This is a genomic window from Mycobacterium sp. 852014-52144_SCH5372336, from assembly GCF_001665615.1.
Lineage (GTDB): Bacteria > Actinomycetota > Actinomycetes > Mycobacteriales > Mycobacteriaceae > Mycobacterium > Mycobacterium neumannii_A.
This window is the reverse complement of sequence record NZ_LZSW01000047.1, coordinates 56427-71735: the sequence shown is the minus strand read 5'-3', so window position 1 is coordinate 71735 and position 15309 is coordinate 56427. Positions and strand designations below refer to the sequence as shown.

Annotated in this window: 14 protein-coding genes; 3 read left to right on the top strand and 11 right to left on the bottom strand. The window is 67.2% G+C overall.

The window, feature by feature from the left end; translation table 11 throughout:
- Positions 1-8: 8 nt before the first annotated feature.
- The 4 genes from A5759_RS10910 to A5759_RS10895 form a co-directional block, all read right to left on the bottom strand.
- The gene (locus A5759_RS10910) at positions 9-1271 is read right to left on the bottom strand and encodes an acyl-CoA dehydrogenase family protein (RefSeq protein ID WP_064428418.1); all 1263 of its coding nucleotides are present in this window, start codon (positions 1269-1271) and stop codon (positions 9-11) included.
- On the bottom strand, positions 1268-2416 hold the full coding sequence (locus A5759_RS10905; RefSeq protein ID WP_064395392.1) for an acyl-CoA dehydrogenase family protein: 1149 nt from the start codon (positions 2414-2416) through the stop codon (positions 1268-1270). The genes A5759_RS10910 and A5759_RS10905 overlap by 4 nt, the downstream gene beginning before the upstream one ends.
- A 73-nt stretch (positions 2417-2489) precedes the next feature.
- Positions 2490-3713, bottom strand: a complete 1224-nt coding sequence (locus tag A5759_RS10900) for an amidohydrolase family protein (protein WP_064395393.1) — start codon at positions 3711-3713, stop codon at positions 2490-2492.
- A 110-nt stretch (positions 3714-3823) separates the two neighbouring features.
- Entirely contained in the window at positions 3824-4474 is a 651-nt protein-coding gene (locus A5759_RS10895) for a TetR/AcrR family transcriptional regulator (RefSeq protein WP_064395621.1), read from the bottom strand.
- A 77-nt stretch (positions 4475-4551) separates the two neighbouring features.
- Between A5759_RS10895 and A5759_RS10890 the strand changes: the two genes are divergently transcribed.
- A complete protein-coding gene (locus A5759_RS10890; RefSeq protein ID WP_064395394.1) occupies positions 4552-5436 on the top strand; it encodes an acyl-CoA thioesterase II in 885 nt (294 codons plus the stop codon).
- An 85-nt stretch (positions 5437-5521) separates the two neighbouring features.
- Here A5759_RS10890 and A5759_RS10885 read toward each other — a convergent pair whose 3' ends face one another.
- The 5 genes from A5759_RS10885 to A5759_RS10865 are packed head-to-tail and all read right to left on the bottom strand — an operon-like array spanning position 5522 to position 10423.
- Entirely contained in the window at positions 5522-6349 is an 828-nt protein-coding gene (locus tag A5759_RS10885; protein WP_064395395.1) for a mycofactocin-coupled SDR family oxidoreductase, read from the bottom strand.
- 13 nt (positions 6350-6362) lie between these two features.
- The gene (locus tag A5759_RS10880) at positions 6363-7109 is read right to left on the bottom strand and encodes an SDR family oxidoreductase (RefSeq protein WP_064395396.1); all 747 of its coding nucleotides are present in this window, start codon (positions 7107-7109) and stop codon (positions 6363-6365) included.
- Between the two features lie 57 nt (positions 7110-7166).
- Entirely contained in the window at positions 7167-7841 is a 675-nt protein-coding gene (locus A5759_RS10875; RefSeq protein ID WP_068197317.1) for an MBL fold metallo-hydrolase, read from the bottom strand.
- Between the two features lie 40 nt (positions 7842-7881).
- Positions 7882-9540 (bottom strand): DUF885 domain-containing protein, encoded by a 1659-nt coding sequence (locus tag A5759_RS10870; protein WP_068197315.1) that lies wholly within the window; start codon positions 9538-9540, stop codon positions 7882-7884.
- Positions 9533-10423, bottom strand: coding sequence for a neutral zinc metallopeptidase (locus A5759_RS10865; protein WP_064425975.1), 891 nt, complete (start codon positions 10421-10423; stop codon positions 9533-9535). The genes A5759_RS10870 and A5759_RS10865 overlap by 8 nt, the downstream gene beginning before the upstream one ends.
- Here A5759_RS10865 and A5759_RS10860 point away from each other — a divergent pair.
- A complete protein-coding gene (locus A5759_RS10860; RefSeq protein WP_156616888.1) occupies positions 10422-11960 on the top strand; it encodes a carboxylesterase/lipase family protein in 1539 nt (512 codons plus the stop codon). The two genes, A5759_RS10865 and A5759_RS10860, sit on opposite strands and share 2 nt — an antisense overlap.
- A 66-nt stretch (positions 11961-12026) precedes the next feature.
- Here the strand turns inward: A5759_RS10860 and A5759_RS10855 are convergent, their stop codons facing one another.
- Together A5759_RS10855 and A5759_RS10850 are read right to left on the bottom strand one after the other, a co-directional pair.
- Positions 12027-12527, bottom strand: a complete 501-nt coding sequence (locus A5759_RS10855) for an SRPBCC family protein (RefSeq protein ID WP_064395400.1) — start codon at positions 12525-12527, stop codon at positions 12027-12029.
- Positions 12528-12563: 36 nt separating this feature from the next.
- Positions 12564-13451, bottom strand: coding sequence for an oxidoreductase (locus A5759_RS10850; RefSeq protein WP_064395401.1), 888 nt, complete (start codon positions 13449-13451; stop codon positions 12564-12566).
- A gap of 76 nt (positions 13452-13527) precedes the next feature.
- Between A5759_RS10850 and aspS the strand changes: the two genes are divergently transcribed.
- Positions 13528-15294, top strand: coding sequence for an aspartate--tRNA ligase (gene aspS, locus A5759_RS10845; protein WP_068197312.1), 1767 nt, complete (start codon positions 13528-13530; stop codon positions 15292-15294).
- Positions 15295-15309: the final 15 nt, after the last annotated feature.

Genomic DNA, 15309 nt, shown 5'->3' with positions numbered 1-15309 from the left:
GAAAAGGGTCAGCTCCTGTTGCGCTTGACCTCCTTGAACGGCACGTCGCGGTCGGCGGCGGGTTCGCGGGGGAAGCCGAGCACGCGCTCGCCGATGATGTTGCGCGCGATCTCGGTCGTGCCGCCCCCGAGGGCGGCGGCTTGGCGCGACAGGTATCGCTCGCCGTGACGGATCAGCACACCGTCGACGTCGACCACACCCGCGCTGCCGGTGATCGCCAGCGCCGTGTCGAACTCGACGTGATGGACGTCGGCGTGCGCGATGCGGATGATCGACCCGGCGGCCGGCGGTAGCGAGCCGTCGAGCACACCGTGGTAGACGTGGTCGATCAGCTGCTCGCGAACGGTCCGGTGCACCAGCGCGCGCCCGGCCATCTCCTGAAGCCGCGCGTTGTCGGCCTGACCGGCCTTCTCTAGCAGCTCAACGTAATTGGTCGGGACATCGGATTTGCCCTCGGCGCCGATCCCGCTGGCGAACTCCGATCCGCCGCCGACCGCGCGCCGCTCGTGGTACAGCTGTCGGGAGGCGACGTGCCAGCCCGCGTCGACCTCGCCGACCACGGCGTCGTCGTCGAGTTCGAGGTTGTCGAAGAACTCCTCGCAGAACTCGACGGAACCGTTGACCTGCTTGATGCGGCGCAGCGTGATGCCGGGGCTGTCGATGGGCACCAGGAACATCGTCAAACCCTCGTGCTTGGGCACGTCCCAGTTGGTGCGTGCCAGCATCAACCCGTAGTCAGCGGCGAAAGCGCTTGTGCTCCAAGTCTTTGCCCCGTTGATCACCCACTTGTCGCCTTTGCGGTCGGCGCGGGTGATCACACCGGCGAGGTCGGAGCCGCCGCTCGGTTCCGACAGCAGCTGCACCAGCACCTCGTCGCCGCGCAGCGCCGCGGAGATGTGCTGTCGTTTCTGCTGTTCGCTACCGGTGTCGAGGATGGTGGCCGCGCAGATCGTGAACGTCGGGGTGTTGAGGATGATCGGCAGCTCATATGCACGCGAGACCCTGTCGAACGCCTTCTGGTAGGCGATCGGCAGACCGAGCCCGCCGTACTCCTTGGGGAAACAGATGCCGGCGAATCCGCCCTCCCACAACCGCTTCTGGAGTTCCCGCGCGCGCAGCCACGGCTCCTCTTCACCGCGGTCGTGTTCGGGGGGATTGTTCGGATCGATGGGCGGCATGTTCTCCGCCAGCCAGGCTTCGGCTCGAGCGGCGAACTCCTCGACCGACTCCGTGGTGGCGGTCGCGGCGGGGGCCGATGTGGTCTCGGTCATGACGCATGCTCCAGGTTCTTGGTGAGCGAGTAGACGCGCAGGTTGTGCTCCTCGGGAGTGCCGAACATCGAGCGGTTCAACGTGGTTCGTCGCAGGAACAGGTGCAGGTCGTGTTCCCACGTCACCCCGATGCCGCCGTGCAGCTGCACGCACAGCTGCAACATGCCCGGTGAGTATTCGCCCACGTACGATTTCGCGACGCTGACGGCCATCGCCGCACCGGGCGTCCGCGCGGCCACCTCGGCCACCGCTGCGTTGGTCGTGGCACGGCATCCTTCGAACCAGATCTTCAGGTCGGCGTACTTGTGCTTGAGCGCCTGATACGAGCCAAGGGGGCGACCGAAGGAAAGCCGGTCGAAACCCCACTGAATCGTGAAGGCCAGCACCGTATCCAGGATGCCGACCACCTCCGCGCACTGCAGTACGCAGGCGATCTGGGTCTGCCGCTCGATCAAGGCCGGTGTCTGGTCGGCGGTGCCCACCGCGGCGCCCGCATCGACCTCGACCCCGTCGAAGTGCACGCGGGCGTAGGTCTTGACCATGTCGATCGAGCGCTGCGGCTCCACGCGCACACCGGGTGTGTCGGCGGGTAAGAGGAATTGCCGGATACCGTCGTCACATTGTGCTGTGACCAAGAACAATGCGCTTTCGGCGCCGGCCTCGACCCGGTCCTTGACCCCGTCGATACGGAACCCGGTCGCGGTGGCGGTGGCGGTGACGGTCGGCGTCAGCGGTGACCACTGCTGCCCGGGCTCGTAGACCGCCCAGCTGGCCACCGTCTCACCGGCGACCAGCGCCTCGATGGTGTCCTCGTGGCCGGCGGGCGCCTCCACCAGTCCGGCGAGCACGGTGCTGACCGGGTGCAGCGGACCGGGAGCGACGGTCTTGCCGGCGATCTCGGCGACCAGCGCCAGATCCTTGACTCCCTCCCCGGAGACGCTGCCGCCGCCCAGTTCCTCGGGAACCAGGAGGCTGGTCCAGCCCAGTTCGACGGCGCGACGCCACCAGTCGGCGTCGAACGAGCTTCCGGCGTCGTGCATCTCGCGTATCCGACTCAGGGGCACTTCCTTTTCGAGGAACGACTGCGTCGTCGAGGCAAAGAGCAGCACCTCAGGATTCGTGCCGTTGTTCGAGCTATCGGTCACGGGCTCTCTTTCGTAATCGTGCGAACGTGCGTGTCGACGCATCGACACGCACGTTTCGCGACGGCGCCTGAACTCAGGCGGGGATGACGAGCGCAGGCACGTCGGGGTTGTGGACGATCTCGTTGGGAACCTTGAACAGGTCGATCATGTTGCCGCCCATGACCTTCCGCTGCCCTTCCTCGTCGAGGCCCTGCAGGTCGTCGATCAGATGGGTCGGCTCGGCCAGCCCCTCCGGGTGCGGCCAATCCGACCCGAAGATCACCCGGTCGACGCCGATGAGGTCGGCCATCTTGGCGAAGTCGTCCTCCCAGAACGGTGCGACATACACCCCACGCTTGAACGCCTCGATCGGGTTCTCGGGGAACTCCTGCGGCATCTTCTTGTAGACGCCCTCGAACTGCTTGAACAGGTACGGCACCCAGTCGGCGCCGTTCTCGATGGACAGGATCCGCAGATCGGGATTGCGGGTCAGCGCGCCGTGGCACACCAGCGCGGCCATCGAGTCCTCGATCGGCCGCTTGCCCATCGACACCATCCGGAACGCGGTCGGCTTGAACGGCAGGTACTCATCGGCCGGTTCCCAGTCGTTGAGGTACTCGGCGTAGCCAGAGTCCGAGGCGTGCATCGATACCGGAATACCGGCCTTGACGCAGGCGTCCCAGAACGGGTCGAACTCGGGCAGCCCGAACGACCGCGTGCCGCGCACACCGGGCACCGGCGCCGGCCGGACCAGAACCGTCTTGGCGCCGCGCTCCAGACACCATTCGAGTTCCTCGAGCGCGCGGTCGACGATGCCGAGGTTGATCACCGGGGTGGAGAAGATCCGGTCCTCGTAGTTGAACTGCCAGGTCTCGTACATCCACTCGTTGAGCGCGTGGATGACGTCGAGGATCAGTTCCGGATCGTCCTTCATCCGCTCCTCGACCAGGCTGGCCAGGGTCGGGAACATCAGCGAGTAATCCAGGCCGAGGCCGTCCATGACCTCGAGTCGCGCGGCGGGTTCGCGGAAGGCCGGAATCGCCTTCATCGGCTTGCCCATCACCTCGCGGAAGCTTTTGCCACCGCTGCCGTGCTTGAAGTACTCCTCCTGGGCGCCCGGGCGCGCGACGACCTCGAAGGTCGGGTTCGGGATGTAGTCGCTGACCTGGTTGCGCACCATGATCTTGGTCCGTCCGCGCACCTCGATGTAGTCGATGACGTGCTTGCGGTGGTCGGGCAGGAACTTGGTCAGCGCCTCTTTGGGCTCGTAGAAGTGGTTGTCCGCGTCGAACACGGGATACGGAAGCTGGCGTGTCATGTTCGCCTCCTGCAAGTCTGATTGGCTGTTAGTGGTAATGACATTACCACTTTGGGACCAGCAGAAACAGCGGCGTTGGAGAAGGCTGTTCTCTGCCGGTGCGGCGCAGGTCAAGCGTTATTGGACGGGCCGGTGAGCCCGCTGAGGCAGAAGTCGTAGATGTCGTCGGCGCCGACCGGTATGCCGCTGAGTTCCGCGCCGAGCACCTGCAGCCGGATCGCGCCCAGCGACGACTGCATGATCAGCGCGGCCCGGGCGTCGACGTTGAGGTCCGGCCGGAAGACGCCCTCGGCGATCCCGCGGTTGATGATGTCTTTGATCAGCTCGTATACCGGTGAGAGCACGCGCGAGTATTCGCGCGGCAAGGTCTCGGCGAGGCGGTCGTTGTAGTTGGTCAGGCCGCGGTTGACCTTGTCCTGGGTGGTGGTCTCGGGCGGAGTGCAGATCCGGTCGATGAGCACGCGAAGGGCCGTCGCGGCAGGCAGGCCGGCGGTGTCCTCGCGCCAGCGGCGCGTCGACTCGGACATGATCTTGTCGACGAGTGCGAGCAGCAGTTCGTCCTTGGTCGAGAAGTGCTGATAGAAGGACCGCAGCGACGTCTTCGACCGCTCGACGACCTCGAGCACGGTGAAGTCGGTGCGTCCGGTCTCGCCGAGGATCGCCAGCGCCGACTTCATGAAGCGCTTGGGCCGGGGGTCGCCATCGGCGGCGTCGGCCAGCCGTGTGGCGCCCGTGGCGGGGCGCCCGCTCGGCTTGGCCATGGTCGTCACCTTCCGGCTCGAGATCGACTGGTAACGACGTTACCGCTTTTGTAGAAGCTCGGTTACTGTTCCTTGTCATGACGACAGACTCAGCGCAACAACAGTGGACCGTCGACACCCTGCTCGATTTGTTCGACGTCCGCCAGGACGGGGACAACCGATTCATCGCCGAGACCGGGCCCGCCGGTGAAGAGGACCGGCAGGTCGTCGAGGGCACCCAGGTCCTCGCCCAGGTGATCGTGGCGGTGGCCAAGCGGTTCGAGGGCAAGTCGGTGCGGTCAGCGCATGCGGTGTTCTCGCGGGCGGTCATGGTCGCGGCAGGTCCGGTCGAGTTGGAGATCGACGTCGTCAACGAAGGCCGTTCCACCGCAACCGCTGTCGTCGCGGCCAAGCAGAACGGCAAGCGCTGCATCACCGTCACCGTGCTGACCGACGTCCCGACCGACGACGTCATCCGGCACGCCGTCGCCCGTCCTGAGGTGAAGTCGCCCGCCGAGGCGAACGACGCGCGCATGGCCATGGCCGGCCGCGAAATCCGGCTGGTCGATGTCGTCGACGTCAACAGCCCCGACGAGGTCGGCCCACCGGAACTGTACGCCTGGGTGCGCTACGACAAGACCCCTGACCGCGATGAGCTCGCCAAGGCGCTCGTCGCGTATCTGACTGGACACCTTGGTATTTCGACGACCATGCGCGCCCACGAGGGCATCGGCACCGCGCAGTCCCACGTCACCGTGTCGACCGCACCGATGACGGTGTCGGTCAGCTTCCACGAACCGTTCGCATTCGACGGGTGGCTGCTGTACAGCCACGAGAGCACGCAGGTGGGCGCAGGCATGTCGTATGTCCGCGGAACCGTGCACACCGAGGCCGGTGAGCTCATCGCATCGTTCACCCAGGACGCGCTGATCCGGCCGCTGCGCACCAGCGACACGGCGATCAAGGAGCAGTCGCGCCTGTGACAAGGCCGGTGCCCGCTCACCGAAACTGAACTTCTGCACGAAGTTTCGGCCGGATTTGACGCATAAGCTCAGACTCGCGGCAAGCTCAAATCTTGAGATAGCCCTTGTCGGCGGGGATTTGAGCCGCGGTCAGCAGCGACGAGGCGTCGCTGGCCAGCCAGACGACGATGTCGGAGATCAGATCCGGGTCCGCCAGTGACTCTGTCGGCAGCGCGCCGGGGGAGAAGCTGTGAATGTAGGTCTGGTGGTCGGCGAAGACCTGCCACATCGACGTGTCGTTGCCCATCGGGGTGTCGGTGCCGTACGGATGCACCGAGTTGACCCGGATGCCGAACTCGCCGAGTTCGACCGCCAGCGAGTTGGTGAGTCCGACGACGCCGAACTTGCTGGCGCAGTAGTGGCCGCAGCCGGGGACGGCCTTGATGCCCGCCGCCGAGCTGATCGTGATGATCGAGCCGCCGTTGCCCGCCTCGATCATCGGCGGCACCGCGGCCTTGATCGTGTTCCACACACCGGTGAGGTTGACGTCGAGGACTTCCTGCCACTGTTGCGCCGAGATCTCCCACAGCCGACCCCAATTCATGACACCGGCGTTGGCGACGACGATGTCGAGGCGGCCGAACTGTTCGATTGCGTCGGAGACCACCCGCTGCTGTCCGGCGAGGTCGCGGACGTCCACCCGGTCGGCGACGATCTTGCGGCCCTCGCCCTCGACGAGGCTGACCGTCTCGGCGAGATCCTCCGGGAGTGCAGGCGGATAGCCGTTGTACTCGGCGACCGGACCGCACGCGTCGATTGCGACGATGTCGGCGCCGGCGCGTGCCAACCGCAGGCAGTGCGAACGCCCCTGTCCGCGAGCGGCGCCCGTCACGTAGGCAACTTTCCCGGCGAGCGGGGTATCGGGGTTGGTCATCCAGTACTCCTGATCAGTTGGCGCCGGCGGCGAGCCAGTCGTCGAACGTCGTCGGGGCGATGCGCGCATTCTCGCCCGGTAGCAAAACATTTCCCGACATCGACAACCCGAACATGCCCGACCAGGTCGGGACCAGCTTGACCTGTTTACCCCTGGCGGCCAGCGTCCGGCGGGCCATGTCGACGAGGTCTTGTGGCTCTGGCCCCGCGACATCCACATACCGGCCCTGCGGTTGGCCGACGGCGACCTCGGCGAGAACCTCAGCGATGTCGTCGGGCGCGATCGGTTGCACGAGCAACGGCGCGATGGTCGACACCCCGTCTTGTTCGAACCAACCGGCGACCATGGCCGCGAAGTCGTGAAACTGGGTGGCGGGCACGATCGTCCACGGCACCGGTCCGTCGGCGACGAGCCGCTCCTGTTCCCGCTTACCCGAGTAGTGCGCATTGCCTTCGATGTCGCGGATGCCGACGATCGACAGCAGCACATGATGGCCGACGCCCGTGCGCTGTTCGGCGGCGAGCAGGTTGCGTGTGGTGGTGCCGAAGTACTCGATGGTGCGGTCACGATCGGTGGGTGGTGCGCTGATGGCGTCGACGACGGCCTGCACACCGGTGAGGGCGGCGTCCAGACCTTCACCGGACATCAGGTCGACCCCGTGTGAGCGGCTGATGGGGACGACCTCGTGACCGTCGCGCTCGAGCGCGGCGGCGGTGCGGGCGCCGATGTTTCCCGTCGCACCTGCGACTGCAATGCGCATGAGTGTCTCCTTTGGCCAGTCGTGACGGTACTCGCTGGGCGATTCGGATGGAGCCGGTCACGTCAACGTGGCCGCGACCTCGCGAAGCCGGACGCCCGCGCCGGTGACGATCGGCTCGCCGTGACCGAAACACGCGGTGTGGATGTCGAGCGCGGCAAGGCGGCGGAAGGACGCCACCGTGCGCGCACGGTCCTGGTTGAAGGTGCCGAGCATGAGCGTGCCGACGTTGGCGATGGTGTCGCCGGTGAGCAGCACGCCGTGATGTGGCAGATGAATCGCGATGCTGCCCTCGGTGTGACCCGGTATCGACAGGATCTCGGCGCCGCCGCCGAAATCCAGCATGTCGCCGTCGCGCAGTTGCCGGTCGACGGGAACGGGCTCGGCCGCATCGGGCAATCCTGCTGCGACACGCGCGTGGATCGGCACCTCCCAGTCCTCGAACACCGGTGGGGGCAGCGCAGCTCCGTCGCGAATCGCGGCGGCATCCCCGGCGCCGGCGACAACCGGGGCACCGGTCGACCTGTGGAGTTCGGCGGCCGAGCCGATGTGGTCGACGTGTCCGTGCGTCAGGATTATCCGATCGATTGCGGGCACCGCCTCGGCGATGGCTGCGCCGGATCCCGGTGCCCCGGTGTCGATCAGCGTGACCGAGTCACCGTCGCGCCAGGCGTAGACCTGCCACCCGGTGACGACGAGCATGGTGAGGTTCGGCGTGACGGCCACGGAATCCATGCGTCCACGCTAGGGCGTACGAGTGGGCAGTGAAAGGGGCTCAGCCGGAGGCGAAATCGCGCGTCATCGCGGACCGGAGCACGTCGAGCGGTAATCCGCCGAGATCCAGGGCGCGATCGTGGAACTCCTTGAGCGACACACCCCGGCCCAGCGTCTCGTCGCGCAGCCGTTGCCAGATTCGCTGGCCGATCGCATACGACGGCGCCTGGCCCGGCCAGCCGAGGTAGCGGTCGAGTTCGAACTGCAGGTGCTCCTCGTTCATCGCGCTGTGCGAAACCAGGAATTGCCACGCCTTGTCGACATCCCACAGGGTGCCGTCGGGTGCGGTCATACCGCAGTGCACGCCGATGTCAATTACGACGCGCGCGGCCCGAAAGCGTTGTGCATCAAGCATTCCGATGTGGTCGCCGGGATCGTCGAGCCAACCGAGTTCGGCCATCAGCCGTTCGGCGTAGAGCGCCCAGCCCTCCCCGTGGCCCGACACGAAACAGCCCAGTCGCCGCCATCGGTTGAGTTGGTCGGCGCGCACGACAGCGCGCCCGATCTGCAGATGGTGCCCCGGAACGCCCTCGTGGAACACCGTCGTCGTCTCCTGCCACGTGTGGAAGGTGTCGATGCCGTGCGGGACCGACCACCACATCCGACCGGGCCTGCTGAAGTCTTCCGACGGACCGGTGTAATAGATGCCGCCGGTGTGAGTGGGCGCGATCCGGCACTCCAGCTGGCGCAGTGGTTCGGCGATGTCGAAGTGCGTGTCGGCGAGAGCCTCGACAGCGCGGTCGGAGAGGTCTTGCATCCATACCTGCAGTGCGTCCACGCCGTGGATGAGGTAGCGCTCCTCGGTGTCTAGGCGCCGCAGGGCGTCCGCGATCGACGTTCCGGGGTACAGCTGCTTGGCGAGTTTCTCCTGTTCGGCGACAATGCTTTCCAGCCGCTGAAGGCCCCACTCGTATGTCTCGTCGAAATCGACCTCGGCGCCGAGAAAGGAACGCGAGCACAACCGGTAGGCCTCGCGGCCCACCGCGTCCTCGAGGCGCGCATGTGGTGCGATCTCGTCTCCGAGAATCCTGCCGAGTTCGCGGTAGGCGTTCGCTGCGTTGGCCGCGTGTTGTTGCAGTTCGTCGTGCAGCGTTGCGTTGTCGGGGACTGCGGCCGCGACCATGTCCACCAACAGGTGCTGGATGCTTGCGGACTGCTCGATGCCGCGCGCGACCTGGCGCACCGCGGGGGGATGGCCGGTGGTGGTCGCGGTCCGCAGCGCATCGGCATATCCGGCGACACGGTCGGGCACCTGCGAGAGTCGGCGTGCGATCACCGCCCAGTCGTCGTCGGTGTCCGTGGGCATGAGGTCGAACACATCGCGCATCGACTGCAGCGGGGATGCGATTACGTTGAGTTCGCCCATATCGAGCCCGGCGTCGTTGATGTCGATCACGATGCCGAGGCGCTCGCGCATCGCCGCCACCGTCACCTCGTCGACAGCGTCCTCGGCGGTGACGTTGCCGAGTTCGCGCAGTGTTCGGCGCGCGGCGTCGGCACGTGCGGCGACACCGTCGGGGGAGTAGTCGGTGATTTTCTCGTCGTAGTTGCGGTCGTGGCCGGTGATGCCCATTTCGGTTGCCGCACAAGGGTCGAGCTCGGCAAGAGTGTCGAGATAGCGTTCGGCGACGGCATCGACGGCCGTTGGCGTCCTACCCAAGGTCGTTCGTGGAGAACGTGTCGCAGGCCTGCGGATCACCGGTGCGGTAGCCCTCGGTGAACCACTTCTGCCTCTGCGTGGCCGATCCGTGCGTCCACGCCTCGGGGTTGACCCGGCCGGTGGTCTGCTTCTGGATGCGGTCATCGCCCACCGCGGCCGCGGCCGACAGCGCGTCGGCGATGTCCTTGTCCGTCAACGGCTGAAGGAACGTGACGTCGGTGCCTTCCTGCTTGGTGATGGCGGCGTAGTGCGCCCACACCCCCGCGTAGCAGTCGGCCTGCAGTTCAGTGCGCACGCCGCCGCCGGTCGGACCCGCGGCGCCGGGCCCCTGCGACTGCCGAAGCGCGCCGGTGAGGTTCTGAACATGGTGACCGTACTCGTGTGCGACCACGTACTCCTGCGCCAACGGGCCGCCGCTGGAACCGAATTGGTCGCGCAGCACGTCGAAGAACTCGACGTCGAAATAAGCGGTCTGATCCGCCGGGCAGTAGAAGGGGCCGACCTCGCTGGTCGCCGGGCCGCAGGCCGTGTTGACGTTGTTTTTGAAGAGATGAACGCCGGGCCGCGTGTAGTCGGGCATCAGTTGTGGCCAGATCGCGTCGAGCGAGTTGCCGGTCGCGAGTACGCGGCACTGGGGGATCGCGTTTGCGTCCGCGCCGGTTTTGCACTGGCTGAGGTCGAAACCCGGCGCCTGCACACCCTGACTGTCGTACTGGCCCTGCTGAGGCACCGTGCTGGGGTCAACGCCGAGGAACAACGCCACTATGAGGACGAGCAGGCCGCCGACTCCGCCGCCGACGGCGATGCCGCGACCGGGGCCGCCTCCGCCACCACTGGACGAGGCGGTGCTGGTGTCGATTCGCATGCCTTCGTTGAAGGTCATGACGTTCAGCTTTGCACACTACGATTCGGTCGTGGCCACCGTTCTCGGACATCCGGTCATCGTGCATACCGACCTAGGTGATCTCCGGGGCACGACCGAGGGCGGCGTCGGGGTCTGGCGAGGCGTGCCGTATGCCGAGCAGCCGGTTGGCGACCGCCGGTTCCTCGGTCCCGACCCGAAGCGGCCGTGGACAGGCGTGCGAGACGCGATCGAGCACGGGCCGCTGCCCCCGCAGGGCAAGTCGTTCGTCGGCGGCGGCCGCGACGATCCCAAGGCGCGTGACGAAGCCTGCCTGACCTTGACGGTGTGGTCGCCTGACACCAGCGCGTCGCTTCCGGTGATGGTCTGGATCCCCGGCGGCGCGTTCGTGTTCGGTGCCGGACAGTTCCAGCTCTACAACGGCTCGCGGCTGGCCGCCAACGGCGACGTGGTCGTCGTCAACATCACCTATCGGATCGGCGTCTTCGGTGGCTTCGAACTCGGCGACCTCGGCGACGGGTTCGACGACAACCTGGCCCTGCGGGACCAGATCGCCGCATTACGGTGGGTCCGCGACCACATCGCGGCCTTCGGCGGTGATCCGTCCCGCGTAACGGTGTTCGGTGAGTCCGCTGGCGGCACATCGGTGCTCGCGCTGATCACCAGCCCCGCCGCCGACGGTCTGTTCAGCCGCGCGATCGCCCAGAGCCCGGCGCTGCCGCTGATCGCCGATCGCGAGCTGCGGGCCCAGCAGGCACGCGAATTCGTGCGCCGACTCGGCGTACCGGTCTCGGAGATCAAGGGGTTACCGCAACGCGAGCTGCGCCGCACGGCGGGCAGGCTGCAACTCGAAAGCGCCGCGCGCACGCCGACGTTGGCCTACGGCTTGACCTACGGCGTCGACCTGCTGCCGCGTCACCCCGTGGACGCCGCGCGCGCGGGAACCCTGCGGCGGGTGCCGCTGATCATCGGAACCAACAGCCACGAAGCGTCGATGTTCGCCTGGACCAAACCGCCGATGCTGCCGACCACCCAGGCGTCCGTGGAGGCCTACTTCGCCCGCGTCGCGCCCGACGCCAGACAGCGCATGCTGGCCGCGTACCCGCACTATCCGCGCCGAAGGGAGTTGCTGGCGTTCGCCTCCGACGTCATGTTCGGCGGTCCGGCGTGGGCGTTCGCCGATGCCTACAGCGCACACGCCCCGACCCACATGTACCGCTTCGACCACTTCGGCTTCAGCCTGCGCATGCTCGGCCTCGGCGCGACCCACGGCAGCGAGATCGTGCACATCCAGCACAGCTACGCGTCATATCTCGGGCGCAAGATCCACCCGCTGGGGCGGCGGCTGCAGCCTGCGGTCGGCAGGCGCATGCAGCGGGCGTGGCTCGACTTCGCTTCTCAGGGGTGGGACACCGGCGAGATCCACTGGTCGAACGGACACGACTGGCCCGTCTACGACTCCGAACGGCGCTGCACCCGGATCATCAAGAGTGCGCGCGACACGGTGGTCTGCGACCCCGACGCCCAGCGCCGCGAAGCCTGGGCTGGCCTGTATTAACCGCGAAATGGAATTCCAGCAGCGAAAGTGCGAGTAGACGCCTGCCGGAATGCAATTTCGCGCACTTCAGACCCCGAAGCGCTTAGCGGAGTAGTCGCGCAGGTTGTACAGGAACTTCTGGAACAGCCAGCCCATCACCGGCCCGCCGAGCGTCATCCCGATCCGGGCGGCGGCGCCGTTGGGCTTCATCGCCATCACCCACGTCAGGTGGCAGCCCTGCGCCGTCCGCACCACCCGGTAGTCCTCGGCGAATGCGCCGATACTTCCCGTCGAGGCCTCGTTGAACCGAAAAGCCATGTGGCTGTAGGGTTCCCAGGCGAGAAACTCCTCGTCGCCGACGATGCCGCCGCGCATCTTCACCGTTCGGGTGGCGCCGACGCCGCGTGGTTCGGGGCTCGTCCACGTCACCTCGGTGATCACGGAGGCCCAGCAAGGCCACGACTGTGCGTCGGCGAGCACCTCGAAGAGCTGCTCGGGCGTGATCGCGAGGTCGACGGTGCTGACGAACCGGAACGGCGCGTTCTCGACGAAGTCCAGGTCGACGCGTTCACATTGCTGCATGGGCATACACAGTAAAGGACGCTGTCTAGTCAGAGTCCACGTCTAGCCAGGCCCGTCGCTGGCCGCGGCCAGCAGCGGCACCAGCACATCGCTGATCGGGGTGTTCAGCCCGTGCTCGGCCCCCTTGCGGGCGATCACCCCGTTGCGGATGTCCCACTCCAACTCCCGGCCGGCCTCGCGGTCGGTCAGCATCGAGGTGGTGATGTCCTCGGGGGACTTGGCGAGCAGCCCGACGATGCCGTCGATCACGTCATCGCCCAGTTGTGCACCCGCTGCCCGCGCGACAGCCAGGCATTCGGCCAGATAGCGCCGTGCCAGGCCGTCGACGTCGTCGCGGCGGAACATGCCCGAGCGACGGCCGCTGAGCACCATGAACCCCACGACCGCGTTGACCAGAAGCTTGTGCCACGCCGCGCTGAGGAAATTCGGGTCGATCTCGACCGTGACGGCGCTGCCGGCGAACAGTGCCGACAGTGTCCGCGCCCCGTCGGTGTCGGGCAGCACGAGGCGGGCCCCGGTGCGCAACCGGACATAACCCTGCTCCGTCGGCTCCGCCGAAACCCACACCGCCGCAGGCACAACCGTCGATGACGGGCAGTAGCGGCCGACGCGCTCGACCTGTTCGACACCGTTCTGCAGCGCGCACACCACGGTGCGCTCGTCGCACAACTTCGCGAGCCATCCGGCCGACTGCTCGTTCTGGGTGTCCTTCACCGCCAGCAGCACTACGTCGACCGGTTCGGAGATGTCGGCCGGGTCGGTCAGCACCGGACCGGGCACCACGATCGGCTCGCCGTCGTCGGACCTGACCTCGATCGAGTCTCGCGGCGTCCGCCCGCACAGCGTCACCGGGTGGCCGGCCGCGTGCAGCAGAGCCGCGACCGTCGATCCGATCGCCCCGGGTCCGACGAGCGCGACGCGACTGGGCATGAACGCCAAACTACCGGCGGATTCGACCCCTCTACACTTGTGCAGTTGTCTTGTCAGGCGAATTCCAGGAGTTTCAGTGCTGCGCAGTCATGCCGCCGGATCGTTGCGGCCCGCCGACGCCGGTCAGAAGGTGACGTTGGCCGGGTGGGTGGCGCGTCGGCGCGACCACGGCGGCGTCATCTTCATCGATCTGCGCGACGCGTCCGGGGTGTCGCAGGTCGTGTTCCGTGAGGCCGGCGTCCTCGCGGCGGCGCACCGGCTGCGCGCCGAGTTCTGCATCGCGATCGACGGTGTGGTGGAGATCCGCCCCGAAGGTAACGCCAATCCCGAGATCGCGACCGGTGAGATCGAGGTCAACGCGACGTCGCTGACGGTGCTCGGGGAGAGCGCGCCGCTGCCGTTCCAGCTCGACGAGCAGGCCGGCGAGGAGGCGCGCCTGAAGTACCGCTACCTCGACCTGCGGCGCGACGGGCCCGGCCACGCGATCCGGCTGCGGTCCAAGGTGAACGCCGCCGCCCGCGAAGTACTGGAACGGCATGACTTCGTCGAGATCGAGACCCCGACGATGACGCGCTCGACCCCCGAGGGCGCGCGCGACTTCCTGGTACCCGCACGGCTGCAGCCCGGGTCGTTCTACGCGTTGCCGCAGAGCCCGCAGCTGTTCAAGCAGCTGCTGATGGTCGCAGGCATGGAGCGTTACTACCAGATCGCGCGCTGCTACCGCGACGAGGATTTCCGCGCCGACCGCCAACCCGAGTTCACCCAGCTCGACCTCGAGATGAGCTTCGTCGATTCCGAGGACGTCATCGCCGTCTCCGAGGAGATCGTCGCCGCGCTGTGGCGGTTGATCGGCTACGACGTGCCCCTTCCGCTGCCGCGGATCACCTACGCCGACGCGATGCGCCGGTTCGGCTCGGACAAGCCCGATCTGAGGTTCGGGCTCGAGCTCGTCGAATGCGCGGAGTTTTTCTCCGACACCCCGTTCCGCGTCTTCCAGGCACCGTACGTCGGGGCCGTCGTCATGCCCGGCGGCGCCTCCCAGCCCCGTCGCACGCTCGACGCCTGGCAGGACTTTGCCAAGCAGCGCGGGCACAAGGGGCTTGCGTATGTGCTCGTCGGCGAGGACGGCACGTTGGGCGGCCCGGTGGCCAAGAACCTCTCCGACGTCGAGCGCGACGGCCTCGCCGCGCACGTCGGCGCATCCCCGGGTGACTGCGTGTTCTTCTCGGCGGGCCCGGCGAAGAGTTCGCGCGCGCTGCTCGGCGCGGTGCGCATCGAGATCGCCAAACGGCTCGAACTGATCGACCCGAACGCTTGGGCGTTCACCTGGGTGGTGGACCCGCCGCTGTTCGAGCCCGCCGACGAGGCGACCGCGCACGGTGACGTCGCGGTCGGATCCGGCGCGTGGACCGCGGTGCACCACGCGTTCACCGCGCCCAAGCCGGAGTTCGAGGACCGCATCGACACCGATCCCGGCAGCGTGCTGGCCGACGCCTACGACGTGGTGTGCAACGGCAACGAGATCGGCGGCGGCTCGATCCGTATCCACCGTCGCGACATCCAGGAGCGGGTGTTCGCGGTGATGGGTATCGACAAGGCCGAAGCCGAGGAGAAGTTCGGATTCCTGTTGGAGGCGTTCACTTTTGGCGCGCCGCCACACGGCGGTCTGGCGTTCGGGTGGGATCGCACCACCGCCCTGCTGGCCGGTGCGGACTCGATCCGCGAAGTGATCGCGTTCCCGAAGTCCGGTGGCGGTGTCGACCCGTTGACCGGCGCGCCCGCGCCGATCACCCCGCAGCAGCGCAAGGAATCCGGGATCGACGCCAAGCCGAAGACCGACTGATTCAATCCGCGTCGA